This is a genomic window from Actinacidiphila yeochonensis CN732, from assembly GCF_000745345.1.
In the GTDB taxonomy this organism is placed as follows: domain Bacteria; phylum Actinomycetota; class Actinomycetes; order Streptomycetales; family Streptomycetaceae; genus Actinacidiphila; species Actinacidiphila yeochonensis.
On the sequence record NZ_JQNR01000003.1, the window covers coordinates 62,391 to 87,201 of the forward strand.

At 75.9% G+C, this 24,811-nt stretch carries 19 protein-coding genes and 3 pseudogenes; 15 read left to right on the top strand and 7 right to left on the bottom strand.

All coding sequences use genetic code 11. The annotated features are described in order from the left end of the window. Positions 1–48 precede the first annotated feature (48 nt). Positions 49–1,104 (top strand): cobalamin biosynthesis protein, encoded by a 1,056-nt coding sequence (locus BS72_RS39070; RefSeq protein ID WP_407638933.1) that lies wholly within the window; start codon positions 49–51, stop codon positions 1,102–1,104. Beyond that, positions 1,050–2,081, top strand: coding sequence for an Rv2231c family pyridoxal phosphate-dependent protein CobC (cobC, locus tag BS72_RS02030; protein WP_037907272.1), 1,032 nt, complete (start codon positions 1,050–1,052; stop codon positions 2,079–2,081). The genes BS72_RS39070 and cobC overlap by 55 nt, the downstream gene beginning before the upstream one ends. A 151-nt stretch (positions 2,082–2,232) precedes the next feature. On the opposite strand, the gene BS72_RS02035 is transcribed toward cobC, so the two are convergent. The 4 genes from BS72_RS02035 to BS72_RS02050 form a co-directional block, all read right to left on the bottom strand. Next, entirely contained in the window at positions 2,233–3,510 is a 1,278-nt protein-coding gene (locus BS72_RS02035) for an SCO1860 family LAETG-anchored protein (protein WP_232792184.1), read from the bottom strand. A 355-nt stretch (positions 3,511–3,865) separates the two neighbouring features. Continuing rightward, positions 3,866–4,948, bottom strand: coding sequence for an amidohydrolase family protein (locus BS72_RS02040; RefSeq protein ID WP_037905898.1), 1,083 nt, complete (start codon positions 4,946–4,948; stop codon positions 3,866–3,868). A gap of 87 nt (positions 4,949–5,035) precedes the next feature. Further along, positions 5,036–6,340 (bottom strand): SGNH/GDSL hydrolase family protein, encoded by a 1,305-nt coding sequence (locus BS72_RS02045; RefSeq protein WP_037905900.1) that lies wholly within the window; start codon positions 6,338–6,340, stop codon positions 5,036–5,038. A 374-nt stretch (positions 6,341–6,714) separates the two neighbouring features. Continuing rightward, complete coding sequence (locus BS72_RS02050) at positions 6,715–7,626, bottom strand: GlxA family transcriptional regulator (RefSeq protein WP_051950721.1); 912 nt, start codon at positions 7,624–7,626, stop codon at positions 6,715–6,717. Between the two features lie 256 nt (positions 7,627–7,882). On the opposite strand from BS72_RS02050, the gene BS72_RS02055 reads away from it, so the two are divergent. The 3 genes from BS72_RS02055 to BS72_RS02065 all read left to right on the top strand — a co-directional run bounded on the left by BS72_RS02055 (position 7,883) and on the right by BS72_RS02065 (position 10,502). Next, positions 7,883–9,508 carry an MFS transporter gene (locus BS72_RS02055; RefSeq protein WP_078900946.1) on the top strand — a complete coding sequence of 542 codons (1,626 nt, stop codon included), beginning with the start codon at positions 7,883–7,885 and terminating at the stop codon, positions 9,506–9,508. A 10-nt stretch (positions 9,509–9,518) separates the two neighbouring features. Continuing rightward, on the top strand, positions 9,519–9,884 hold the full coding sequence (locus BS72_RS02060) for a DUF488 domain-containing protein (protein ID WP_037905904.1): 366 nt from the start codon (positions 9,519–9,521) through the stop codon (positions 9,882–9,884). Positions 9,885–9,962: 78 nt separating this feature from the next. Further along, complete coding sequence (locus tag BS72_RS02065; protein ID WP_037905906.1) at positions 9,963–10,502, top strand: AAA family ATPase; 540 nt, start codon at positions 9,963–9,965, stop codon at positions 10,500–10,502. An 82-nt stretch (positions 10,503–10,584) separates the two neighbouring features. On the opposite strand, the gene BS72_RS02070 is transcribed toward BS72_RS02065, so the two are convergent. Next, positions 10,585–12,114, bottom strand: a complete 1,530-nt coding sequence (locus BS72_RS02070) for an aldehyde dehydrogenase (NADP(+)) (RefSeq protein WP_037907278.1) — start codon at positions 12,112–12,114, stop codon at positions 10,585–10,587. Positions 12,115–12,269: 155 nt separating this feature from the next. Here BS72_RS02070 and BS72_RS02075 point away from each other — a divergent pair, with 155 nt between their 5' ends. The 4 genes and pseudogenes from BS72_RS02075 to BS72_RS02090 all read left to right on the top strand — a co-directional run bounded on the left by BS72_RS02075 (position 12,270) and on the right by BS72_RS02090 (position 15,868). Beyond that, positions 12,270–13,079, top strand: coding sequence for an IclR family transcriptional regulator (locus tag BS72_RS02075; protein ID WP_051950546.1), 810 nt, complete (start codon positions 12,270–12,272; stop codon positions 13,077–13,079). Between the two features lie 72 nt (positions 13,080–13,151). After that, positions 13,152–13,976, top strand: coding sequence for a class I SAM-dependent methyltransferase (locus BS72_RS02080; RefSeq protein ID WP_051950547.1), 825 nt, complete (start codon positions 13,152–13,154; stop codon positions 13,974–13,976). Positions 13,977–14,059: 83 nt separating this feature from the next. Further along, positions 14,060–14,623, top strand: a pseudogene (locus BS72_RS02085) (SigE family RNA polymerase sigma factor); the annotation flags it as partial. An 885-nt stretch (positions 14,624–15,508) separates the two neighbouring features. After that, entirely contained in the window at positions 15,509–15,868 is a 360-nt protein-coding gene (locus tag BS72_RS02090; RefSeq protein ID WP_051950548.1) for a hypothetical protein, read from the top strand. Positions 15,869–16,292: 424 nt separating this feature from the next. Here BS72_RS02090 and BS72_RS02095 read toward each other — a convergent pair whose 3' ends face one another. Together BS72_RS02095 and BS72_RS02100 are read right to left on the bottom strand one after the other, a co-directional pair. Beyond that, positions 16,293–17,489, bottom strand: coding sequence for a hypothetical protein (locus BS72_RS02095; RefSeq protein WP_037905910.1), 1,197 nt, complete (start codon positions 17,487–17,489; stop codon positions 16,293–16,295). A gap of 19 nt (positions 17,490–17,508) precedes the next feature. Then, positions 17,509–18,450: a 5-dehydro-4-deoxyglucarate dehydratase gene (locus BS72_RS02100; RefSeq protein ID WP_037905911.1), complete on the bottom strand. Its 942-nt coding sequence runs from the start codon at positions 18,448–18,450 to the stop codon at positions 17,509–17,511. Positions 18,451–18,742: 292 nt separating this feature from the next. Here BS72_RS02100 and BS72_RS02105 point away from each other — a divergent pair. The 6 genes and pseudogenes from BS72_RS02105 to BS72_RS02125 form a co-directional block, all read left to right on the top strand. Beyond that, positions 18,743–19,573, top strand: a pseudogene (locus BS72_RS02105) (NAD-dependent epimerase/dehydratase family protein); the annotation flags it as partial. Between the two features lie 113 nt (positions 19,574–19,686). Then, positions 19,687–20,911 (top strand): annotated as a pseudogene (locus BS72_RS02110) (TerD family protein). Positions 20,912–21,111: 200 nt separating this feature from the next. Beyond that, positions 21,112–21,915 (top strand): nucleotidyltransferase domain-containing protein, encoded by an 804-nt coding sequence (locus BS72_RS02115; RefSeq protein ID WP_037905914.1) that lies wholly within the window; start codon positions 21,112–21,114, stop codon positions 21,913–21,915. 144 nt (positions 21,916–22,059) lie between these two features. Then, complete coding sequence (locus BS72_RS33515) at positions 22,060–22,371, top strand: SPRY domain-containing protein (RefSeq protein ID WP_198545735.1); 312 nt, start codon at positions 22,060–22,062, stop codon at positions 22,369–22,371. A gap of 93 nt (positions 22,372–22,464) precedes the next feature. Further along, on the top strand, positions 22,465–23,886 hold the full coding sequence (locus BS72_RS02120; RefSeq protein ID WP_051950552.1) for a hypothetical protein: 1,422 nt from the start codon (positions 22,465–22,467) through the stop codon (positions 23,884–23,886). A 10-nt stretch (positions 23,887–23,896) separates the two neighbouring features. Beyond that, positions 23,897–24,535: a hypothetical protein gene (locus BS72_RS02125; protein ID WP_051950556.1), complete on the top strand. Its 639-nt coding sequence runs from the start codon at positions 23,897–23,899 to the stop codon at positions 24,533–24,535. The last annotated feature ends 276 nt before the right edge of the window (positions 24,536–24,811 follow it).

A 24,811-nucleotide genomic window follows, 5' to 3' on the forward strand; every position in this document is an offset into this window, starting at 1 on the left:
GGCGTGGGCGCGGCGGGCGGGGCGGGTGCCGCGGAGGTCCTGGAGCTGGTGCGGTCGGCCCTCGCCGAGGTCCCCGGCGGGCGGGTGACCGTGCTGGCCACCGTCGACGGGCGGGCCGGGCACGGGGGTGTCGCCGGGGCCGCCCGCGAACTCGGCGTACCGCTGCGGGACTTCCCGTCCGCCGTGCTGGCGGCGGTGCCGGTGCCCACCCCCTCGGAGGCGGTGCGGGCGGCGACCGGCACGCCGTCGGTGGCCGAGGCGGCGGCGCTCACCGCGGCCGGGCCCGGCGGGGGACTCGTCGTGCCGAAGCGGAAGTCGGCGCACGTTACGGTGGCTCTCGCCCGGTGCGGGCCGGAACTCCAGAGAGAACAGGACGTGGACGTGCACGAGGACGGATTCGACGGCGAGCGCGGTGGGTTCGGCGCCGGCCAGGACGACGGCTACGGCCCCCCGGGCGCCCGTCCGGGCTCCGCCGCCCGTTCCCTCCCGCCGGTCGGGCCCCGCGCCACCGGCGCCGCGGCCGGACAGCCGGGTGGCACGCTCCCGGCCGGGCCGGGCGCGCTCTCCCGGCCGGACGACCCCGCCAAGCCGAGCCTGCCCCGGCGCCGGCGGGCCAGAGCGGCCTGCGCGGGCCGGCCCGTTCCGGCGCCCCGCAGAGCTCCACCCCCGAGGACCCGCGCGGCTCCGTCTTCGGCGGCCCGGACGTCTTCGCCGCCGGCAACCCGTCCGCGCACCGGACCGACCCCGCCGAGTCCGTCTTCACGCCCCGCCCCGGCGCTCCGACCCCTCCCCCGCGCCGGCCTACCCCACCTCGGCCTCGCCCGCGCCCGCCTACCCCGCCCAGGCCTACCCCGCGGCGGCGCCGCCCCGCCCGCACCGGCCCTCCCGCGGCGCCGCCGCCCGCCCCGGCCGAACCCTCCGAACCCTCCGGAGCCGCCGGGTTCGCGGTCCCCGGCGGTGGCCACGCCCGGCACGCCCGTTACGGCGACCAGGACTGGGGGCGTTCCGGCGCCCTCACCGAGGCCCCCTCCGGCGCCGGCGGCTACGACCTGCGCCACCACGGCGACGCGGAGGTCGGCGCCGGCATGGTCGACCTCGCCGTGAACGTGCGCGCGGGCACCCCGCCGCCCTGGCTGGCCGAGCGGATCGCCGCCTCGCTGGTCGGCCTCTCCTCCTACCCCGACGGGCGGGCGGCGCGGCACGCGGTGGCCGCCCGGCACGGCCGCCCGGACAGCGAGGTACTGCTGACCGCGGGCGCCGCCGAGGCGTTCGTCCTGCTCGCGCGGGCGCTGCGGCCGCGCCGGGCGGTGGTGGTGCACCCGCAGTTCACCGAGCCCGAGTCGGCGCTGCGGGCGGCCGGGCACGAGGTGGAGCGGGTGATGCTGTCGGCGGCCGACGGCTTCCGGCTCGACCCGTCGGCGGTCCCGGACGACGCCGACCTGGTGGTGCTGGGCAACCCGGTGAACCCCACGTCCGTACTGCACGCCGCCGCGTCCCTGCTGGCACTGGCCCGGCCGGGCCGGGTGCTGGTGGTGGACGAGGCGTTCATGGACTCCGTACCGGGCGAGCGGGAGTCGCTGGCCGGGGTGCGGGACGTGCCGGGCCTGCTGGTGGTGCGGAGCCTGACGAAGATGTGGGGGCTGGCCGGACTGCGGGTGGGCTACCTGCTGGGCGCGGCGGAGCTGCTGGCGCCGCTGGCCGAGGCGCAGCCGTTGTGGGCGGTGTCGGCGCCGGCGCTGACCGCGGCGGAGGCGTGCGTGAGCCCGGGGGCGCTGGCCGAGGCGGCGGAGGCGGCGCTGTACACGGCCGCGGACCGCGCCTACCTGGTGAGCCGGCTGCGCGCGGTGCGGGGGGCGGAGCTGCCGGTGACGGCGCCGGCCGGCCCGTTCGTGCTGGTGCGGCTGCCGGAGGCGGACCTGGTGCGCGAGCAACTGCGCGGAATGGGCTACGCGGTACGGCGCGGCGACACCTTCCCGGGGCTGGGCCCGCAGTGGCTGCGGATCACGGTGCGGGACCGGCGGACCGTGGACGGCTTCCTCAACGCGCTGGCGACCGCGCTCATCTCGCACCCGGGCCGCTGAGAGACGGCTGAGAGGCGGCTGAGGGCCTGTCGGGGCCTGCCGGGGCCCTGATCCGGAAGGCCGGTTGGGGGCCCGGCCCGTTCCCGGTGAGGCCGCCGGGGGCGGCACCGTGACCGGTGCCGCCCCCGGCGTCGCTACCGCGGTACGGCGGTCACATCTCGCCGTCGTCCGCCGTCGCGTTCCGGCGCCGCCGGCCGGCGAGCAGGAACGCCAGGGTGCCCGCCGCGACGAGCGCCACCGCCCCGGCCGCGATGTACGGGGTCGAGGAGGAGGAGCCGGTCTCGGCGAGGTGGCCGGTGCCGCTGCCGTCGCTGACGGGCCGCGCGGCCGTGCCGCCGGTGCCGCTCGTCGAACCGCCCGAGGCGGTGGCGCCGGACGTACCGGACGTACCGGCGCCGCCGTTGGAGCCGGCCGTCGAACCCGACGTGGAGCCCGAGGTCGATCCGGCGGTGCCGCCGGAGGTGGAACCCGAGGTGGAACCGGACGTCGAACCGGCGGTGCCGCCGGAAGTGGAGCCCGACGTCGAACCCGAGGTCGAACCGGCGGTGGAGCCCGAGGTGGAGCCCGAGGTCGAACCGGACGTCGAACCCGAGGACGAACTTCCCTCCGTGGCACCGCCGTTGGACGAGCCCGCGGTGGAGCCGGACGTGGAGCCGCCCGAGCCGCCGGAACCGCCCGAGCCGCCGCCCGGGGTGGCGCAGGTGGCCTGGACGAGGGTGACGTCGCCGCGCACCTTGGCCACGCCCAGGTTCAGCGGGTTGACGGCCACCTTCAGGTGGAGCGCGGTCGCCGCGGCGGTGTGCGAGGTGGTGGACGTGGTGGTCAGAGCCAGGTCCACCACGCCGACGCCCGGTACGGCGACCCTGGTGCCGTCCACGGCGTCGACGGCGATCCGCCGGCCGAGGACGGTCACGCCGACCACGTGCGAGGAGGCGGTGGGACGGTGGCCGACCCGGCAGACGGCGTCGGAGGAGACCGCGTCCACCTTCACCAGGGACAGCAGCGGCAGGCCCGGCAGGTGGACCTCGGCGGAGGCAGCCTCCGCGTGGCCCTCGGCACCCTCCCGGTCGGCGGTGGCCTCGGCGGTGGCCGCCCTGGCCCGCAGCAGGCCGATCCGGCGGCCGCCCTCCACCCCGTGGCCGACGTTCAGCGCCAGGGCCGTCTCCCTGGAGGTGGCGGGCGCCTTGACGTCGTTCAGGGACACGTCGACGGGGACGTCGACGGACTGGTGCAGCAGCGACACGTCGAGCCCGGCGCGCAGCACCACGGCGGTGGACGCGCCAGCGGTGTGCGAGGGGGCGGGGGCGGTCGCGGGTGCCGCCTGCACGGCCGGCGCCAGCGCCAGCGCCCCCGCGGCGAGGGCCACGGCAGCCCCGGCGACAGCTGCGGGACGGCGTGCGGGCAGGCGGAATCTGATGGTGCGGTACACGGTTGGGAAACTCCCCGGAGTGGGATGGCAGCCCCTCGGCGCGCGCTGGTTGGGGACAGCCCGCCGGGGACATCGACCCGGCCAATGTTTACGCACTGAGGGTGAATTGGGCGCTACACGACGCTAGTTCACCCGTAAGGGTGGTTTCCGCCCGTTTCTTCGAATCTTGTCCGCTTGCTGGCACGGCTGTTCCCGCCGTCGGCCCGCCGCCTTCACCCCCACGGGGGCACGAGGTCCGCGCCACGCTGACGCCGGCGTCAGCCCGCCGCCCGGCCGCCGTCAACCGGCCCCCGACCGCGCGTCAACCGGGCGCCCACCGGCATCCGACTGGTCACCGACCGGGCGCCGACCGGAGTCAGCTCAGGACGGCGCCGCGCAGCACCACGTGCCGCGGGTCGGCGAGGACCCGCACGTCGGCGCGCGGGTCCTCCGCGTAGACGACGAGGTCGGCCGGGGCGCCCTCGGTCAGCCCGGGGCGGCCCAGCCAGGCGCGGGCCTCCCAGGTGGCGGCGGAGAGCGCGGCGGTGCGGGGCAGACCGGCCCGCACCAGCTCGGCCACCTCGGTGGCGATCAGCCCGTGGGCGAGCCCGCCGCCCGCGTCGGTGCCGGCGTAGACGGCGATCCCGGCGTCGTAGGCGTCCCGCACGGTGGCGTAGCGGCGGGCGTGCAGCCGGCGCATGTGGTCGGCCCAGCGCGGGAACTTCGCGGCACCGCCGTCGGCGAGTCGGGGGAAGGTCGCGATGTTGACGAGGGTGGGCACGATGGCGACGCCGTGCCCGGCGAGGAGCGGGACCGTCTCGGCGGTCAGGCCGGTGGCGTGCTCCACGCAGTCGATGCCGGCGGTGACGAGGTCGGCCAGGGAGTCCTCGGCGAAGCAGTGCGCGGTGACCCGCGCGCCCTCCTCGTGGGCCGCCGCGATCGCCTCGGCGAGGACGCCGGCCGGCCACAGCGGGGACAGGTCGCCGGCCTCGCGGTCGATCCAGTCGCCCACGAGCTTCACCCAGCCGTCGCCGCGGCGGGCCTCGCGCCGGACGTGGGCGGTCAGGTCGGCCGGCTCGATCTCGTGGGCGTAGTTGCGGATGTACCGGCGGGGGCGGGCGATGTGGCGGCCGGCCCGGATGATCCGGGGCAGGTCGGCGCGGTCGTCGATCCACCGGGTGTCGCCGGGCGAGCCGGCGTCGCGCAGCAGCAGCGCCCCCGCCTCGCGTTCGGTGGCGGCCTGCTTCTCGGCGGTGGCGGCGTCGACGGCGCCGTGGGCGTCCAGTCCCACATGGCAGTGGGCGTCCACGAGCCCCGGCAGCACCCAGCCGCGCACGGTGCCGGCGACCTCGCCGCCAGGCCGTTCGTAGGTGAGGCGGCCGCCGACGATCCACGCCTCGGGCCGCACCTCCTCCGGGCCGACCAGTACCCGCCCCGCCACCCGCCACACCTCGCCCATGGGCCCACCCTACGACCCGCCCCCGGGCCGCCCCGGGGGACCGTACGGACGCACGGGAGGGACCGGAAAGGTCAGGAGCTCAGAAGCTCAGGAGGTCAGCGTGGCGAGGTCGATCGCGGCGGCCATGGCGCGCATTCCGGCGTCGTCCGGGTGGAGGTGGTCGCCGGAGTCGTCGGCGGGCAGCATCGCCGAGGGGTTCGCGGGATCGCGTACCGCCGCGTCGAAGTCGGCGACGGCGTCGAAGGCACCGCTCGTGCGGATCCAGGCGTTGGCCTCCTCCCGGACCGCCTCCATCGCCGGGCTCAGCTTGCTGTACGGCAGGATCGTGGCGCCGATCACGCGCACCCCGGCCCGGTGGGCCTCGGCGATCAGCGTGCGGTAGCCGTTCTCCAGGTCGGCGGCGGTGAGCGGGCCGCCGGAGGCGTTGACGTCGTTCGAGAGGTCGTTGACGCCTTCGAGGACGATGGCGTCGCGGACGCCGGGCTGGTCCAGCACGTCGTGGGCGAAGCGGTCGGTGCCGGCCGGGCCGCGGTAGACCTGCGGCGCCTGGGTGAGCAGGCGGTTGCCGGCGAGGCCGGCGTCCACGACGCCGAGCCGCGGCCCGCCGGGCTGCGCGGCCAGCCGCCGGGCCAGCTCGTCGGGCCAGCGGCGGTTGGCGTCGAGCGTCGAGTGGTAGCCGTCGGTGATCGAGTCGCCGAAGGCCACCACGGTGCCGTCCGCGGTCTGCGACTGCACGTCGAGGCCGGAGAGGTAGTACCAGGAGGTGGTGGTCTCGGAGAACGCCCCGCCGCCGAGGTCCGCGGCGTGGTCGCGCCGGTCGGTGGACAGGTACGACGTCTGGTAGGACTCGCGGTGGTACATGGACGGGCCGGTGGTGCCCGGCAGGTAGAAGCTGACGAGGAGGTCGCGGCCGGCCTCCACCGCCATCGGCACCACGTCGCTGATCTTGTCGGTGCCCGCGGTGACCACGGTGGACGCCGCGCCGCCGAAGAGGACCTGGTGCCGGGTGCCCGGATAGGGCCGCGCGCCCGCCTCCTGCTCGGCGACGTAGACCGAGCCGACCCGCAGGTCGGAGCGGCCGTAGCGGTCGGTCAGGCGGATGCGCAGGCCGGCGCCGCCGATGCTGGGGTGCACCACCATGCGCAGCGTGCGGTCGGTGAACGACGGCCCGCCGCCGGACATCGCGGCCTCCCACGCCCCGCTGCGCAGCGCGCCGACGGTGCTGCGCAGCTCGGCGCCGGCCCGGGTCGCGGTGGCGCGGCCCGCCGGCACGGCCACCCGGGCGGCCTCGGCGCCGGAGCCGCCACGGCCCGGCAGCGAGCGGACGCCCACCACCACGGCGGTGGCCAGCACGAGGACCGCGATCACTGCCGCGGTCGCCGCTGCGGCCATACGACGCGGTGACCTGACCACGCGGCTCTTCCCCACAATCTCCCCCGAACGGGTACGGATGATCATCTTAGGCGGAAGCCGGGAGAACACCGCGACGACCTGCCTTATCGGGGCACGTCGCCCCTGTTCACGCCCTCAGACGCGAGGCCGCGGCGCGCGGTTGCCCGCGATGCCGAGACGTGACGCGCCACACGTCCGGTGGACCGCGAGGCGGTTGACGGTACAACGCGGCGAGTGCCCCGATTCGGTCAGGTGTCACCGCGGCGGGCCCGTGCCACGGCGCGGAGCCGTCAGCCGGCAGGTCGGATCACCCGGCAGGTGGTTTCACCCGGTCGGCGGTTTCACCCGGCCGGGGTAGTCGCGTACGGAGGGCGTCAGTCGACGGGGAGGCGGGAGAACGTGGCACGGTAGCCGGAGGGGGTCAGCCCGACCCGGCGCAGCAGGTGCTGGCGCAGGGAGTCGGCGGTGCCCAGGCCGCTGGCGCGGGCCACCTGGTCGACGGGGAGCGTGGTGGTCTCCAGCAGCTCGCGGGCCCGCTCCACCCGCTGGTGGAGCAGCCACTGGAGCGGGCTGAGGCCGGTCTCGGCGTGGAAGCGGCGGGTGAGGGTGCGGACGCTGACCGAGGCGTGCCGGGCGAGGTCGCCGAGGGTGAGCGGCTGGTCCAGCCGGGTCATCGTCCAGGCGCGGGTCGCGGTCAGGGCGGTGCCGGTCTCCGGCGGCAGCGGGGTGTCGGTGAACTGCGCCTGGCCGCCGGGCCGGACGGGGGCGACCAGGGCGAGCCGGGCCACCGTGTTGGCGACGGCGGCGCCGTAGTCGGTGCGTACCAGGTGCAGGCACAGGTCGATGCCGGCGGCGTACCCGGAGGAGGTCAGCAGGGTGCCGTCCTGGACGAAGAGCACGTCGGGCTGGAGCCGCACCGCCGGGTAGCGGGCGGCGAGCTCCTCCGTCCAGGCCCAGTAGATGGTGGCCTGGCGGCCGTCGAGGAGCCCGGCCTCGGCGAGGACGAAGGCGCCGGTGCAGATGGACGCCACCCGCTTGCCGGCCCGGGCCGCCGTCCGCAGCGCGTCCAGCACCCTCGGGTCGGACGGATGGTCGGGGCCGTTCCCGGCCACGATGACGGTGTCGGCGTGCTCGACCGCCTCCAGCCCGGACCGCAGCACCACCTCGGCCGACCCGGTGGTGGGCAGTACCCCGGGGTCGGGGGCGCACAGCTCCACGGAGTAGCCGGGCCTGCCGTCCACCCGGACCTTGTCCAGCAGCATCTCCGGCAGGGCCAGGTTGAACATCGAGACGGGCGGCGCGACGACGACGGCCACCCGGTGCGGGCGCTGGCAGGTGAACGGGGCCGGCGGCGCGGCGGACGCGAGCGCGTCGGAGAAGGCCGGGGCGGCGGACCGGGCGGGGGCGGTGCGGACGGCATGAGCGGCGCGGAGGGCGTGAAGGGCGTGAGCGGCGGTGCGGACGGCGTCATGGCCAGAACCTCCGGGAGCATGGCATTCTGGCCGCTACTCTACGCGACCTGCCCGCCCCACCCTGGGGTGCATGACCACCGACCGCGGCCTGAGCAGGCCTCATGTCCCCACGCCCGAGGGGGACTCACCGAGCCCGGACCGTCCAGGCCGTCCGGAGCGTCCAGGCCGTCCAGGCCGGCGAAGCCGCCCCGAACTCCCGGACCGCCCCACCCGCACGAGTACGGCAGCGGAGCCGAGCCGGCTCGACGGTCCCGGACAGCGGCCGGCGGGCGGGAGCCCGACCGTCACCCTCGTCGCGGCCCTCCTCGGCTCCTTCCTCGTCGCGCTGGACTCCTCCGTGGTGAACGTCGCGCTGCCGGCGATGGGGCACGGGCTGCACGGCGGGATGTCCGCGCTCCAGTGGGTCGTCGACGGCTACACCCTCGCGCTGGCCGCGCTGATGCTCTCCACCGGGGCGCTGGCGGACCGGGTGGGCGCGGGCCCGGCGTTCCGCGGCGGGGCCGTCGTCTTCACGGCGGCCTCCGCCGCGTGCGGCCTCGCCCCCGACCTGACGGTGCTGGTGGCCGCCCGGGTGCTCCAGGGCGCCGCGGCGGCGGTGGTGCTGCCCTCCTCGCTGGCCCTGGTCCGCCAGGCGTTCCCCGACCGGGCCCGGCAGGCGCGGGCCATCTCGCAGTGGGCGGTGGGCGGGTCGACGGCGCTGGCGCTGGGGCCGGTGGCCGGCGGGGCGCTGACCACGATCTGGGGCTGGCGGGCGGTGTTCTTCGTCAACCTGCCGGCGGGCGCCCTGGCCGTGGTGCTGGCCCGCCGGACCGGCCGGTCGGCGCGCCGCCGGACGCCGCTGGACCTGCCGGGCCAGACCACCGCCGTGGTGGCGCTGGCCGGGGTGGCGTACGCGGTGGTGCAGGGCGGCCGGGCCGGGGTGGCGGCGGGAGCGGTGGCGGCGGCCGCGTTCGCGGTGTTCCTGGTGGTGGAGGCCCGCCGGCCGCACCCGGTGGTGCCGCTGGGGCTGTTCCGGCAGCCGGCGGTGTCGGCGTCCGTACTGGCCGGCGCCGCGCTGAGCTTCGCGTTCTACGGCATGCTCTTCGTCCTCAGCCTGTTCTTCCAGCAGGTGCGGGGGCAGTCGCCGCTGCACGCCGGGGTGCTGTTCGTGCCCATGACGGTGCTCATCTCGACGGTGAACCTGGTGTCCGGCCGGCTCACGAACCGCTACGGGCCGAGGGTGCCGCTGCTCCTCGGCCAGGCGGTGGCCGCGGCCGGGACGCTGGTGCTGCTGCCGGTGGGCTCGCACACCCCGCTGCCGGTGGTGGCGCTGGCGGCGGTGCCGTTCGCGCTGGGCACGGGCCTCGCGGTTCCGGCGCTGACGGCGGCGGTGATGGCCTCGGTGCCGGGTGAGCGGGCCGGGATGGCGGCGGGCGTGCTCAACGCCTGCCGCCAGGTGGCCGGCGCGCTGAGCGTCGCGGTCTTCGGGACGCTGCTGGGCGAGCACGCCGGGTTCCTGACCGGGATGCGGCTGAGCGCGGTGGCGGGCGCGGCGCTGCTGGCCCTGTCCGCGGCGGTGACCACGCTCGGCCTGCGCGGCCCGGGGGCGGCGGCCCGGCGGGTGGCGGTGGTGGCCGGCCCCGGCGCGGCGGAGCAGGCGGGCCCGCCGGAAGCGGGGCAGGCTGGTGGGGTGCGGGCCGTCCAGGGCCCCGAGTGAGGAGGGCGCGGTGGCGGCGGGGCACGGCGGTTTCCGGGTGCGTCGGGTGTACGACGACGTGGAGCCTGGGGACGGCACGCGGGTGCTGGTCGACCGGCTGTGGCCGCGCGGGGTGTCGAAGGAGCGGGCGGCGGTGGACGAGTGGCCCAAGGAGCTCACGCCCTCCGACGAGCTGCGCCGCTTCCTGCACGCCGACCCGGACCGGTACGACGAGTTCGCCCGCCGCTACCGCGAGGAGCTGGCCGAGGCCGCCCCCGCCGCGGCGGCCCGGCGGCTGCGGCAGCTGGCCGAGCGGGGCCCGGTCACCCTCGTCACGGCGGTGAAGGACCCCGACCGCAGCCACGTCCCCACCCTGCTGGCCGCCCTGCGCGGCTGACACCCCGGGGTCCGGCCGCCGGGCCGGGCCCCGGTTTTCCGGACGCCCGGAGCGGCCGCGGACTGGCACGCTGCCGGCATGGACCGTGCGGAGGCGTTGCTCATCGGCGGCCGGGCCGGCGTCGGCAAGTCGACGGTGGCGTGGGAGGTTTCGACGTGTCTGCGCGCGGCGTCCGTCCACCACGCGGTGATCGGGGGCGACTTCATGGGGCAGGCGCATCCCGCGCCGGCGGGGGACCCCGACCGCTCGCGGATCACGGAGCGCAACCTGACGTCGGTGTGGGGGAACTACGCCCAGCTCGGCTACCGGTTCCTCGTCTGCACCGACACCGTCAGCGTGCTGCCCGAGGCCACCGCGATGTTCGAGCGCGCGATGGGCGCCGGCGTGCGGATCGTCCGGGTCCTGCTCACCGCCTCCGACGCCACCGCCGGGGAGCGGCCGGCAGCCCGCGAACGCGGGTCGGGGCTGGAGCAGGAGGTGGCGAACAGCCGACGGAAGGCCCGGCTCCTGGACGAGCGGGCGCCCGCGGACACCGTGCGCGTGGCCACCGACGGCAGGACGGTCGTCGACATCGCGCGCGAGGTGGTCGCCGCCACCGGCTGGGCCACCGGTACGTGACCGCGCCCCGCCGCCGGACCTGACCGGTCGTACGGCACGCCCGCCGGGCGCCGTACGGCCGGCCGGTACCGGCGGCCGGGGGCTATCCGCGCACGCCGTCGACGCGGCGGGGCAGGCCGAGCGGGTTGTCGTCGCGCAGCTCGGCCGGCAGCAGCGCCGGGGGCGTGTCCTGGTAGGCGACCGGGCGCAGCCAGCGTTCGACGGCGGTGGCGCCGACCGAGGTGGAGGTGGAGGTGGTCGCCGGGTAGGGGCCGCCGTGGTGCTGGGCGCCGGTGACGGCGACGCCGGTGGGCCATCCGTTGACGAGGACCCGTCCGGCCAGTCCGGCCAGCCGGGCCAGCAGCCCCGCCGCGCTGCCGCCGGGCGCCGCGGCCTCCCGCTCGCCGAGGTGCGCGGTGGCGGTCAGGCTGCCGGGCACCCGGTCGAGGACGGCGGCCAGTTCGGCGGCGCCGTCGTACCGGACGATCACCGTCAGCGGGCCGAAGCACTCCTCCAGCAGCGGGTCGAGGGCGCCGGGCGCCGCCAGCTCGGCCGCCGAGGCGGTGACGTAGCCGGGCCGGACGGTGAGGCCGTCGCCGGCGTCGGGGGCGAGCGGGGTGTCCACGCCGGGCAGCGCGGACCGTTCGGCGGCGCCCTTGAGGAAGGCGTCGCGCATCCGGGTGTCGAGCAGCACGCCGGCCGGCGCCTGCCCGGCCGCGCCGGTCACCGCGGCCACCAGCCGGTCTCCGTCGGGGCCTGCCGGGACCAGCACCAGGCCGGGCTTGGTGCAGAACTGCCCGGTGCCCAGGGTGAACGACCCGGCCAGCCCGGTGCCGATCTGCTCGGCCCGTTCGGCCGCGGCGGCGGCGGTGACGACGACCGGGTTGACGCTGCCGAGCTCGCCGTGGAAGGGGATCGGGTGGGGGCGGGCGGCCGCCGCGTCGTACAGCGCGCGGCCGCCGCGGACCGAGCCGGTGAAGCCGGCCGCGGCCACCAGCGGGTGGCGGACCAGGTCGAGCCCGGCGTCGAAGCCGTGCACGAGGCCGACCGTGCCGGCCGGCAGTCCGGCGGTCTCGGCGGCCCGCCGCAGCAGCCCGGCGCACAGCTCGGAGGTGGCCGGATGGTCCGGGTGGGCCTTGACGACCACCGGGCAGCCGGCGGCCAGCGCGCTGGCGGTGTCGCCGCCGGGCACCGAGAAGGCCAGCGGGAAGTTGCTCGCCGCGTAGACGGCGACCACGCCCAGCGGGACCTTGTAGCGGCGCAGGTCGGGGCGCGGGATCGGCGTGGCCGCCGGGTCGGCGTGGTCGATGACGACGTCGAGGAAGCCGCCGTCCTCCACCTCGTCGGCGAAGGTGCGCAACTGGAAGGCGGTGCGGGCGAGTTCGCCGGTGAGGCGGGGGGAGCCGAGGGCGGTCTCGGCGTCCGCCGCGGCGACCACCTCGTCGGCGTGCTCCTCCAGCAGCCGGGCGGACTCCCGCAGCAGCCGGGCCCGGGAGCCGCGGTCGGCCAGCGCGGGCAGCGCCCCCGCGGCGGCGCGCACGGCGGCGTCCACCTCGGCGGTTCCGGCCTCGACGGCGGCCTGTCCGCGCTGCTTCCCGGTTCGGGGGTCGACGCTCCAGACTGGTACTGCCACCGGATGAACCTCCACGTTCTCGGTACCGCGCGCGGCCTCGGACGACGGCGTTCGCGCTGCGTTCGTGTTCTCTATACTGAACAGCGTCTTCACATGTGAATCACGTCGGGAGCCTACTTCCGCGCCTCCCGGCCGAACAAGAGGGGTCTGACGCGATGGCTGCCGAGGGAGCCGGTCCACAGGGTTCACAGGGCCCGGGTTCGCAGGGTTCGCAGGGTTCGCAGGTCAAGTCCGCGGTCCGCACGGTGGAGCTGCTGGAGTTCTTCGCGAGCCGCCCCGGCATGCACAGCCTCGCCGCCGTCCAGGAGGCGGTCGGCTACCCCAAGTCCAGCCTGTACATGCTGCTGCGCACCCTGGTGGAGCTGGGCTGGGTGGAGACGGACGCCACGGGCACCCGCTACGGCATCGGCGTGCGCGCCCTGCTGGTGGGCACCTCCTACATCGACGGCGACGAGGTGGTGGCCGCCGCCCGGCCGGCGCTGGACCGGCTCGCGGACGAGACCAGCGAAACGATCCACCTGGCACGGCTGGACGGCGCCAGCGTGGTCTACCTCGCCACCCGCCAGTCGCAGCACTACCTGCGGCCCTTCACCCGGGTCGGCCGGCGGCTGCCGGCGCACTCCACGTCGCTGGGCAAGGCGCTGCTGGCCACGTACACCGACGAGCAGGTGCGCACGATGCTGCCGGAGACGCTGGAGCCGCTGACCGAGCACACGCACACCGACCGCGAGAAGCTGATCGAGGAGCTGGGCCGCATCCGCGAGCAGGGCTACGCGGTGGACCGGGAGGAGAACACCCTCGGCCTGCGCTGCTTCGGCGTGGCGATCCCGTACCGCACGCCGGCCCGGGACGCGGTCAGTTGCTCGGTTCCGGTGGCCCGGCTCACCCAGGGCCACGAGGAGACGATCAAGGACACCCTCTTCGACGCGCGCGACCGGCTGCTGCTGGCCACCCGGCGGCTGTGACCCCCGCCCGCCGACCCCCGCCCACCGGCAAGCCACGTCCCCGTAAAGGGTGTCGCGGTTAGGGTCAGCGGCATGCCGAACAGCCAGCGTGACAGCCACAAGGACCTGATCGAGCGCCGCCGCTCCTCCTTCGGCGCCGCCGCCCGCGCCTACGCCGAGCACCGCCCCGGCTACCCGCGCGAGGCGGTGCGGTGGGCCCTGGAGCGGGCCGCCGCCACCCGGCCCGGCGGCGAAGGGCGCACGGCAAAGGGCGCGTTGGACGTCCTCGACCTCGGAGCGGGCACCGGCAAGCTCACCGCCGTGGTCGCGGCGCTCGGCCACCGCGTCACGGCCGTGGAGCCGGACGCCGAGATGATCGCCGAACTGCGCCGCCTGTACCCGGATGTGACGACACGTCAGGGTGACGCGGAGCGGATACCGCTGCCGGACGCCTCGGTGGACGCGGTGGTCGTCGGCCAGGCGTTCCACTGGTTCGACCAGGACCGCGCGCTGCCCGAGATCACCCGGGTACTGCGGCCGGGCGGCGTGGTCGCCGGGCTGTGGAACGCCGACGACGACCGGGTGGAGTGGGTGCGCGGCCTGGTCGCCGTGTCGCCGGCGGAGGTCTCGACCGTGTCCTGGGGGGACGGCCCCGGCGTCGGCGCGCATCCGCTGCTGGGCCGGCTGGAGGTGGAGCTGTTCACCCACCGGGTGCGGCACACCGTCGACTCGCTGCTGGCCGTCATCGGCACCCACTCGCACCAGCTGACCCTCGAACCGGCCGCGCTGGCCGAGGAGTCGGCGCGTATCCGGGCCTACCTCGAAGGCTGTCCGGAAACCGCCTCGGGCCCCTTCGACCTGCCGCTCACCACCCGGGTGGAAGTCCGGATCAGGACAGGGAATTTTACCGGTTCCTGAACTCTGCCCACAGAGTGACCGCGCTGCTACGCTCGCGCAGCGCCGTGGCGGGGAGGTCCGGGCAGGCAGGAAGAGGGTGGGGCGTGGGCACGTCCGTCGAGGCCGGCGCCGGGGACTCCGCGGCCTTCCACGCGTTCTTCGAGCGCCACTACGCCGAACTCGCCCGCCTCGCCCACCTGCTGACCGGCGAGCAGGACGCGGCCGACGACCTTGCGGCGGACGCGCTGGTGGCGGTCTGGCGGCACTGGGACCGGGTGCGGGCGGCCGACAACCCGGTCGCGTACGCCCGCGGGGTGGTGGCGAACCTGGCCCGGTCCCGCATCCGCAGCGCGGTCCGCGAACGGCGCCGGGTGGCACTGTTCTTCTCCCAGCGCACCGAGCGCGTCGAGGAACCGGACGTGCCGGCGGTGCTGGACCTGCGCGAGGCGCTCCAGCGGCTGCCCTTCCGCAAGCGGGCGTGCGTGGTGCTGCGCCACGCCTTCGACCTGTCGGAGAAGGACACGGCCGCGGCGCTCGGCGTCTCCGTCGGCACCGTGAAGAGCCAGACCTCGCGCGGGGTGGCCGAGTTGGAGCGGCTGCTGGCGCCGGACGGCCCCGCCGCGGCCGGTCGCGGGAACGCCGCCGGGCCCGGGTCCGCGCCCGGCCGGCCGGGCGGGGCGGCGGGCGCGCTGACGGCGGCGGGCGCGGTACGGCCGCCGGACGGCGGGACGGGCCCGGGCGACGGGGGCGCGCCGCCGCCGGCGGGCGGAGCGCTGTCCCCGGGGAGCGTCGGCCGGGCGGACGCGGGGGCCGACACCTCGGCTACCGCGGGTCCGGTGGGCGGACCCCCGGCCGGGCTGGAGGACGGGCTGGTCAGCGGGCTCGCGGCGGGCGGTGCGGCGCGGTCCGAGGACGCCGCGGGGGCCGAGGGGGGACGCCGGACCGCCGGCGGGAGCGGTTCCGCGCCGGGGGCGGTCACGGGGGCGGCGAAGCGGACGAGGATACTTGAGGGCGGGAGTCCCGGGGCACGACCGCGCACGCACACGGGACGGGGAGTGTGATGGCCGAACTGCCGGAGCGGCTGCGCGCCGCGGCAGACGCGCACCGGCCCGACCGCGAACGGATGCTGGCCCGGGTGGAGCGGGCGATCGCCGCGCCGGAGGCCGAGCCCGCGGCGCCCTGGATGCGGGTGGGCGTGGTGGCCGCCGCGGTGGCGGGCGCGATAGGGCTCGGCGGCCTCGCGGTGGGCGCGGTCTCCAGCGGCTCGGACCGGCCGACCGCCACCACCCAGGCCCCGCGCCGCTGCGGCCGCCGGCCGGCCGCTCCCCGGAGCCGAGCATCTCCGCGCCACCGTCCCGTACCCGTGCGACGGGCGGCGCGGAGGGCCGGACCGCCGAGCCCGGCGGCAGTTCGGCCGCCGAGCCGGGCGGGCGGCACAGCCGGACGGCTGCGGGCTCCCCGCCTCCCCCGCCTCCCCGGCCGGGGCGACCCCGGGTGCGGACGGCGCGTCCCCGTCGGTGGCGGCGGCCGGACCGGTCCGGGCCTCAGGCGGCATGGACCCGAACAGCAACCCTTATTGGGCCGGGAGCGACGTCCGCCTCACCACGGCGGAGCAGTTGGCCTCGTTCACCGTGGAGATCCGGATATCGGCCGGCTCGGGTCCGGTGACCTCGACCAACTCCTTCACCGACATACCGGGGGGCCTCCCGGCGGTGGTCTCGGCGCAGCCGGACGGCAGCCTGCTGTACCGCTGGACGCTCACCGGGCGGGTCCTCCCCCCGGGCACGTACACCTTCGGCGCGCAGTTCAACCACCCGCGGGGCACCCGCGACACCACCGCCGACCGCTGGACGGTGGACGCCTCCGGTGCCGTCGGCACGGCGGCCCTGCCGCCGCTGACCGGCCACTTCTGAGCCGCGGCCGCGTGCACCCGGGTCCGCCACGCACCCGCTTGAGTGCGGGCGCGCGCCTCCGCGCGCGGGCGGCGGGACGGCGGTGCCCGGCACAGGGCGGGACGGGAACGGACGGAACGGCACGACACCGGGCGGAACGGCACGGGACAGGACGGGAACGGCCTCCTGACATCCGGTGGAAATACTCGGATCGCCACGGCAACCTCCTGTGCCTCGGCGGCGACTTGGGGGTGCACGGACTTCCCCGTCGGCACCCGGCGGGCCGAGCTCCCGGGGCGCGGCGGTACCCCCATGATCGCCGCGCCCCGGGCACCACGCCGCGACGCGGCCGCCGTGCGTCACCGTGCTTCCGCCCAACGCCCCTGTCAGCCGGCCGCGTTCAGGTGAACGTCAGGCGGGACGCCCCGCACGGAGGCCGCCGGGGCTATTCCGGCGCCGCCACCTCCGCCAGTCCGGCGCGCACCGCCGCGAGGTCCGGGTCGGAGGCCAACCCGGCGTGGTAGAGGCGCAGTTCGGTCGCGCCGAGGGAACGGGCATGCGCGGCGTCGGCGGCGAGGGTGCCCGGGCTGCCGCCCATGCCCGAGACGACGGTGAGGTTCGCCGCGAGCACGGTGCCGGGACGGCGGTGCGCGGCGACCGGTCCGAGGACGGCGGTACGGGCCCGCGGGCCGCCGGTGCAGGGCAGGACGAGCCCGTCGACGTGGCCGAGGACGCGCGCCGGGTCGACGCCCGCGTTGGCGCCGCAGCGGTGCGGCGCCGGATCGGCGTGCATCAGCACCCGGAAGCCGGGCGGCGCGGCGGCCCGGACCGCGGCGGCCGCCGCGGCCTGCAGCGACCCGGCCGTAGCGGCGCGGAACTCCAGTACGGCGGCGGCCCGTTCGGCGCCGAGCAGCCGTTCGACGGCGGCGTGACCGTACGCGTCACTGCCCTCGGACCAGGCCCCGGCCAGCGCCTCCCGGACGGCGGCGGCCAACTGCTCGGGGTCGACGCCGGCCCGGTCGTAGCCGGTGCGGCAGTGCGGGCAGAAGCACAGCGACATCAGGTACTGGGCGGCGTCGCCGAGCGGCACCCCGCCGATCTTGTCGTGGGCGTGCAGGTGGGCGAGCCCGTACCAGCCCAGCGACTCCAGCTCGGTGCCGGCCGCCCCGGGCCGGACGGCGGCCTCGGCGGCCAGGTCGACGAGGTAGCGCCGCACCTCCGGGTGGGCGACGCACGGCGCCCACGGGTAGCGGTCGCCGTAGGCGTTGACCACGCTGGTGTCCGGATGCTCCTCGCCCAGGCGGGAGTTGTGCGCGAGGACCACCCAGGAGTGGACCTCCAGGCCGGCCCGCGCGAGCGCGTCCGCGGCCGCGCCGAAGGCGTCCTCCTCGCCGCCGGTCCAGTCGCCGGCCGGGTACGGGCGCAGCCGGCGTCCCGCCCAGCGCGCCTCGCCTGCCGGGTAGAGGACGGCGGAGTGCCGCGCGGTGACCACGCGGCGGCTCGGGTGGCGGGGGGTGAGCGCCCGGGTGGAGTGGTACGCGGCGGCGAGCGTGGCCTGCTGGACGCCGAGGCCGGCGGTCCGCTCGGCCGCCGCGGGGTCGCCGACGACGTCCCAGGGGTAGAGGAAGGCGGAGGCGCGCATGGGCCGGCCCGCCCGTCCGTCAGTGCCCGTCGAGCAGGGCCAGGCCCCGCTCGACGAGTCCGGCCAGCTCCTCGACGTGCTCGGGCGCCGGCTCCGACAGCGGCGGCCGGACCCCGCCCACGTCCAGCCCGCGCAGCCGCACCCCGGCCTTGACCAGCGAGACGGCGTACCCGCGGCCCTTGTTGCGCAGGTCCACCAGGGGCCGGTAGAAGCCGTCGAGCAGCCGCGTGACGGTGGCGTCGTCGCCGTCGGCCAGCGCCCGGTGGAAGGCGAGGGCGATCTCGGGGGCGAAGGCGAACACCGCGGAGGAGTAGAGGGTGACGCCGATGCCGCGGTAGGCGAGGCCGGTGAGCTCGGCGGTGGGCAGGCCGTTGAAGTAGCGGAAGGGGCGACCGGGCAGTTCGGTGCGGACGGCGCTGATGATCCGCTGCATCAGGTCGAGGTCGCCGACGCCGTCCTTGAGGCCGACGATGTTGGGGACCCGGGCGAGCGCCACCACGGTCTCCGGGGTGAAGACGGCGTTGTCGCGCTGGTAGACCACGACGTCCAGCGGGGTGGCCGCGGCGAGCGCGGTGTAGTGGCGCAGCAGGCCCGCCTGGTCGGCGACGACGAGGTAGGGCGGCATGGCCAGCAGCCCGTCGGCGCCGGCCTCCTCGGCGAGCGCCGCGTACTGGACGGCGAGCGCGGTCCCGTAGCCGGCGCCGGCCACCACGGGCACCCGTCCGGCGGCCTCCGCCACGGCCGCGGCGACGCAGGCGCGGAACTCCTCGGGGGCCAGCGCGTGGAACTCGCCCGTGCCGCAGGCGACGAACACCGCCGCCGCGCCGGCCTCCACCCCGCGCCGTACGTGGGTGCGGAAGGTGTCGAGGTCCAGGGCGCCGTCCGGGCCGAAGGCGGTCACCGGGAAGAACAGCAGGCCGTCGAGGCGGTCGGCGAGTGGGGCTGGGGCGGGCAGGGTCATCGGGGTCCCCCTCGAAGCCGGTGCACAGTCTCGAAGCCGGTGCACAGTGTGCGCTCACTTGATTCACGTCCATATTCATGAACGCGGCCACGCTAGGCGCTCCTCCTGGCGCGGGTCAAGCGCGCAACGGCGCACCACGGCGCGCTTCAAGCGGAGATAGCTGTCCGCATACATGAACAGCGATCACGGATATACTCGCCTGGTCGCCGGTGACCGAGGAGGACCAGCCCATGCCCACGACCCCAGCGCCGCCCGCCACGGACACCACCGCCCCCGGCGGTGCCCGCGCACCGCCCCCCGCACCGTCCTTCTCACCGGCGCCGCCGGCGGCGTCGGCACCCTGATGCGCGGCCTGCTCCCCGCCTACGGCTACGACCTGCGGCTGTTCGACTGCCGCCCGGTCGAGGACGCCCCGGACGGCACCCGGGTCATCACCGCCGACCTCGCCGACCGGGACGCGGTACGCGAGGCCGTGGAGGGGGTGGACGCGGTGCTGCACCTGGCCGGCATCTCCGTGGAGTCCACCTTCGACAAGATCCTCGCCGCCAACATCCAGGGCGTCCACCACCTCTACGAGGCCGTCCGGGAGGCCGGCGTGCCCCGGGTGGTCTTCGCCTCCAGCAACCACGCGGTGGGCTTCACCCCCCGCCCCGGGGACGGCGACCCGCTCGTCCCGGCCGCCACCGCGCACCGCCCCGACACCTTCTACGGCCTGTCCAAGTGCTTCGGCGAGGACCTGGCGCAGCTCTACGCCGACCGGCACGGCATCGCCACCGTCTCGGTGCGGATCGGGTCGTGCTACGCGGAGCCCACCACCGTCCGGATGCTGTCCCTCTGGCTGAGCCCGGCCGACGGCGCCCGCCTCTTCCACGCCGCGCTGACCGCCGGCACCACCGGGCACACCGTCGTCTACGGCAGCTCGGCGAACACCCGGCTGTGGTGGGACCTGGCCCCGGCACGGGCCCTGGGCTACGCGCCGCAGGACGACTCGGAGGTGTTCGCCCCGGCGCTGCTGGCCGCGCACGGCGAGCCGGACCCGGCCGACCCGGCCGACCCGGCCGACCCGGCGCAGGCGAACCTCGGCGGGGCGTTCTGCACGGACCCGCCGATGTGGCCGTACTGAGCCGCCCGGCCCGGCGGTTCCGCCGCCGGGCCGGGCCTGACCGGGGCCCTCGCCGTCCGGCCCGGTTGCGGAACCGCCGGGGCGGGTATTTCGTTTCCAGCGTTATGACCGCAATGACGCCTGGCTCGAACGTGCCCCTGCCCGTCTCCCGTGTGGCGGTGGACGTCACCGCACCCGTGCGGCTGGACGTCTCGGGCCTGCTGCTGACCGAGAGCGGCAAGGTGCGCTCGGACGACGACTTCGTCTTCTACAACCAGCCGCAGGGCCCCGGGGTCACCTACCGCTCGGGCGGCGGCAGCGCGCCGGACGCGATCGAGGTCGACACCTCGGCGGTGCCCGCCGGGATCGACAAGATCGTCGTGACGGCCAGCATCGACGGCGGCGGGGCGTTCGCCGGCACCACGCCCACCGCCACCGTGCGCGGGCTGGACGACGGCTCCGTCCTCGCCACCTTCTCTCCGACCGGCCTCAGCTCCGAGACCGCCCTGGTGGTCGTCGAGGTCTACCGGCGCGGCGCCGGCTGGAAGGTGCGCGCCGTGGGCCAGGGGTACGCGAACGGGCTGGCCGGCATCGCCACCGACTTCGGGGTGAGCGTCGAGGAGCCGCAGTCCGCCCCGGCGGCCCAGCAGCCCGCCGCACCGCCCGCTCCCCCGGCCACTCCCCCGCCGTGCCGCCCACCGCGCCGCCGCCGTCCGGCCCGCGGCCACCCACCTGCCGCCGCCGGCCGCGCCCGCCGCCCCCTCCGCTCCGGCCGCGTCCGGAAAGGTCAACCTGGACAAGGGTCGTGTCTCGCTGCGCAAGAACGAGTCGGTCTCCCTGGTCAAGGCGGGCCGGCCGGTGCTGTCGGTGGTGCGGATGGGGCTGGGCTGGGAGCCGTCGTTCCTCAGCCGGGATGTGGACCTGGACGCGTCCGTGCTGGTCTACGGTCCGCAGCGGGAGCACGTCGCCACCTGCTACTTCGGCAAGCTGTCCATCCTGAACGGTGCCGTGCAGCACTCCGGCGACAACCTGACCGGCGCGGGCGCGGGTGACGACGAGGTGATCACCATCGACCTCGGCTCCCTCCCGGCGAACGCCACCGGCCTGGTCTTCACCGTCAACTCCTACTCGGGCCAGACCTTCAACAAGATCGCCAAGGCGTACTGCCGCCTGATCGCCGGGGACACCGGCGAGGAGCTGGTCCGCTTCGACCTCACCCACGGCGAGCGCCGCACGGGGGTGCTGATGGCGAAGCTCGTCAAGCAGTACTCCGGCGAGTGGGAGATGACCGCGCTGGGCAGCTTCCTCGACGGCAAGACCGCCCGCGCCATGGTGGAGCCCGCCGCAGCGGCGCTCTGACCCGGCCTCGGCACCTCGGCACCCCGCCGATCCGGAGGCCCTCACCCGACGGCCGGTCGGCCCCTCCCGGGCCGGCCGGCCGGTTCCGGCGGCGTCGCCTTCCCCTCGCCGACGCCGTAGGCAAAGCCCCGCCGCCGCAGCCGCCCACCCCGCCGGGAAAACCGCTCGGCAGGGATCAGGGCACGAGGCAGAGTGGTCCCATGAACGGCAAAGGGCTGGCACCGGACGGGACGATCGCACGCGAGGGCGCGCTGGACCGCGTGCCGGCGGCGTTCGCCCCGGTCGTCGACGCCGCCCGTGCCCGGATCGAGGGGGAGTTCGGCGCCCGGCTGCACAGCGCCTACCTCTACGGCAGCGTCCCGCGCGGCACCGCGGTCCCCGGCGCCTCCGACCTGGACCTCATGCTCGCCCTCGCCGACGAACCCACCGCGGCCGACCGGGCCGCCGCCGGGGCCCTCGAAGCCGCGCTCGACCGCGCTTTCCCCCAGGTCGACGGCGTCGGCGTCCTCGTGTTCGGCGCGCGCACGCTGCTCAGCGACCTCGAACGGCACGATCTCGGGTTCTTCGTCGCCTGCCTGTGCACGCCGCTGCTGGGCGAGGACCTCGCCGAACGGCTTCCCGCCTACCGCCCCACCCCCCTGCTCGCCCGGGAGACCAACGGCGACCTCGCCCTCGCCCTCCCGGGCTGGCGCACCCGGGCGGCCACCGCCGCCACGGACCGCGAACGCGAGGTGCTGAGCCGAGGCGTCGGCCGCCGGCTCGTCCGCACCGGGTTCACCCTCGTCATGCCGCGCTGGGGCGGCTGGACCAGCCACCTCGGCGAGTCTGCCGAACTCTTCGGCCGCCACTACCCCGAGCGCGTCACGCAGATGCGGGCCGCCGCCGCCACCGGCCGCACGCCCTCGGCCGACCCGGCCGTACTCGACATGTTCCTCAACGACCTGGGCCCGTGGCTCGCGGCGGAGTACACGGCCGTGCACGGCGAGAAGGCCCCGCGCCCCTGAGGGCATCGGTCCGCCGGTCCACGCGCTGCGCGGCCCCTGCGCGGGCACGCTGGTGACACCGCCCTGCTCCTGAGCAGCGGCACCGCCCAGGCCGCGCTGCCGACGCCGATCGCGGCCTCCACGGCCCGCAGCTACCTCTCGGCCATGACGGCCACCGCCGAGACGCACGCCTCCACCTACGACCGGGGCCTCTTCCCCACCTGGATCACCATCTCCGGAACGTGCGACACCCGCGAGTGCGTCATCAAGCGGGACGGCTCAAGCGTCGTCACGACAGCACCCGCAAAAGCCACCTCCGGCAGTTGGACCAGCGCCTACGACGGCGCGACCACCACCAACCCGTCGACGTTCGACATCGACCACCTCGTATCCGTAGCCGCGACGCTACGAGTGTGGACGCAAACAGCTCATAGCGTCAGCGGCTTACCGCTGACGCTTTCTTCATGTTCTTCATGACCGCACCTCAAGCTGTGCGACGATCACGACGTGGTCATGACTCCCCCTCAACCGTCCGGCGTGCCGCGCCTCCCCGCGAGTCCTGCATCGGCCATGTCTGCGCTGGCGGCGCTGCTGGACCGCTCGGTGGAACAGATGGCAGAGGCTGCGGCAGACGTCCGCCGGTTCAACCGGGAGGCGATCCGCGCGGCATCGGATGTGTGGGACAACAACCTGTTTCCGCTGTTCTGGGCCGCAAGCACGTGCAGCTCCGGTGAACGTGAGCGACGGGCGACAACCGTGCTGGAGTGGATGGCCGATCTCGGCGAGCGGCGGCACGGATGGATGACCGAGCAGGCCGCGATTGCCGGGTACGACATCGAAGCGCTCCTACCGCCGGCCAAGCCGCACACGCCAGGCCGCGACTACCGCGGACACGTCATAGCACCGCAATGCCGGCTCACACGGCAGAGCGTGGATGAGCTGGCCCCTGACTACGCTCTGGCGTCGGCGTCCGTCCGCAGCCTGCGGGTAGAGCGTGCCGGAACTCGCCTTACCGCCTTTCTCCAACTGGTCGCTGACCGCAAGTTCGCTGTCGGTGAGCACGCGCCGCCCGCCCTGCTGGACGTGTGGCTGGATGGCGTCACCGACATCGCCTTCAGCCTTTCCGATACGCGGGGAGCAATCCTGGACGCCGGAGTGCGGGAGATCGGAATCTCCCTGGGCCCGGGCGGTCTGCTCCGCGCCGCCGGTGGTGAGTATCGCCTGGACGACCGTTCATGGCACCTGTCGACTGCCGGTCGACGCGCGGACGCGGTCACCCTTCCCCGTACCAGCCCGTCGAGCCGTCCGCGTCGGCCACCCGGCGGAGACCTGGGCCCCGGCGCGCACGCTGCCGCCGCACTTCTGCACCACGCCATGCTGGAACTCCGCTCGGTGCGCTACGCCCACCGCGCGGATCACGTCCCCGTGCTGAAGCTGTGCCGAGCCTTCTCAGGAGCCGGTGAAGCGATCCTGGCCGCCGGGTCGCAACGCGGCGCCCGTCGCCGTGAGGCGGCCTTCCAGGACGTGATCCGAGCCTGGGCCGACCAAGGCGGTCCGGACATCACCCGCTGGTTCGCCGCCGTCCTCAGGGGACGCGCAGGCCGCCCCGACATCATCGAGACATCCCGGCCCCCCGAACGAACACCTGCCTCCCTCACCGACGGTTCGCCCGTGTCCGGTACGCCTTCGCAGGCAGCTCTCGTCTTGGCCGCCTGGACGGCGGCGCACACCGACTACCAGACAGAGCGTCCGGCCGCCGCGCAGCTCCAACTCGCCCTGCCGCCGCGCACCAACGACAACTCTTCAGCGCCCTGGCGACTGCGTACCGTCGACTGTGCCGATCCGGATGCCTTCCGCCTTAGCACCGATGCGTTCCAGGGCCCCGGCCCGCTCGTCCAGGTGGGGAAGCCCACTGCCTCCTGCAGTCTCGACCTGCACCAGGGCGCCTTGCACGTCGCGGCCGGAGCCGGCTGGAGTGCGTCCGTGAGCTGACCCTCGCCCCATGGCGGACTCGGCCGCCCACGGCGAAACAGACCAGGCCGAGGACCGCAACGAGCCCGGTGCCACCGTCGACGTCCGCGCCATCCGCACGACTCTTTACGAGGCCGCTTCCAGGCATCTGCAGAGCCCGGACCCCGATGTCCGCGAGGCCGCCCTAGGGGCGACGACCGCGCTCTTCGAGGCCCCCGAACTCGCGGACAGGATCGGCGAAGCCACCGGACTCCTGCGTGGGGCGCTCGCCGACGCCACTGAACGTCGCGAGCGTGCCGCCATCGCGGTGACCATAGGCGCCTGGGGCCAGGACACCCGTGATCTGCTCACGGACTCCGACGCCGCGGTCCGCGCCTGCGCGGCACTGGCCTCCGCCTGCGCCGGAGACGCCGAGGCAACGCGGGAGATCCTCCGGGCGCTGTGCGAGCCCGCAGACGTGGATTCGTGGTTCAGCGAGCCCCTGCCGTACGTCGAAGGTCCCTTCCGCGCCGCTCTCCTGTCCGCGGCCATCGAACGCACCAGCTTCGAGGAACTGCTTCCTGCCGCGCTGGCCTCGGTACCGCTGTCCAGCAACCTCACCGCCGCGCACGACTGGGGCCCGCTCCTCGCCGCGGCCTTCCCCACGGCTACAGAGGGGACCGCGAACTGACCGACGCCCAGCACCAGTACCTGCGAGCGCTCGTCGACCGCGACGTGGTCTGGCGCTTCGGCCGCCTCACGGCGTCCTGGTTCCAGGACGCCGGCCTTCCCACCACGCGGGCGACCATCGAGGCGCTCTTGGGCGACACCTGAGGCGGCCGGCCGCCGACGAACGCCACCCGTCTCGCCCGTTGGACGGCCGGTGCTACCGGCAAAGGCCCCGCACGGTGCATTGACCCGTCGGAAATCCTGCGATCACAACGAATTCACCGTCTCCCATCTACCC

Bases quoted from the DNA above. Each gene is read 5' to 3' on its own strand.
- BS72_RS02100 (WP_037905911.1), bottom strand. From the start codon at position 18,450: ATGACCCTGCCCGCCCCAGCCCCACTCGCCGACCGCCTCGACGGCCTG.
- BS72_RS02120 (WP_051950552.1), top strand. From the start codon at position 22,465: ATGTCTGCGCTGGCGGCGCTGCTGGACCGCTCGGTGGAACAGATGGCA.
- BS72_RS02055 (WP_078900946.1), top strand. From the start codon at position 7,883: ATGACCACCGACCGCGGCCTGAGCAGGCCTCATGTCCCCACGCCCGAG.
- BS72_RS02115 (WP_037905914.1), top strand. From the start codon at position 21,112: ATGAACGGCAAAGGGCTGGCACCGGACGGGACGATCGCACGCGAGGGC.
- BS72_RS02065 (WP_037905906.1), top strand. From the start codon at position 9,963: ATGGACCGTGCGGAGGCGTTGCTCATCGGCGGCCGGGCCGGCGTCGGC.
- BS72_RS02090 (WP_051950548.1), top strand. From the start codon at position 15,509: ATGGACCCGAACAGCAACCCTTATTGGGCCGGGAGCGACGTCCGCCTC.
- BS72_RS33515 (WP_198545735.1), top strand. From the start codon at position 22,060: ATGACGGCCACCGCCGAGACGCACGCCTCCACCTACGACCGGGGCCTC.
- BS72_RS02095 (WP_037905910.1), bottom strand. From the start codon at position 17,489: ATGCGCGCCTCCGCCTTCCTCTACCCCTGGGACGTCGTCGGCGACCCC.
- BS72_RS02075 (WP_051950546.1), top strand. From the start codon at position 12,270: ATGGCTGCCGAGGGAGCCGGTCCACAGGGTTCACAGGGCCCGGGTTCG.
- BS72_RS02125 (WP_051950556.1), top strand. From the start codon at position 23,897: ATGGCGGACTCGGCCGCCCACGGCGAAACAGACCAGGCCGAGGACCGC.
- BS72_RS02045 (WP_037905900.1), bottom strand. From the start codon at position 6,340: ATGGCCGCAGCGGCGACCGCGGCAGTGATCGCGGTCCTCGTGCTGGCC.
- BS72_RS02050 (WP_051950721.1), bottom strand. From the start codon at position 7,626: ATGTTCAACCTGGCCCTGCCGGAGATGCTGCTGGACAAGGTCCGGGTG.
- BS72_RS02080 (WP_051950547.1), top strand. From the start codon at position 13,152: ATGCCGAACAGCCAGCGTGACAGCCACAAGGACCTGATCGAGCGCCGC.
- BS72_RS02040 (WP_037905898.1), bottom strand. From the start codon at position 4,948: ATGGGCGAGGTGTGGCGGGTGGCGGGGCGGGTACTGGTCGGCCCGGAG.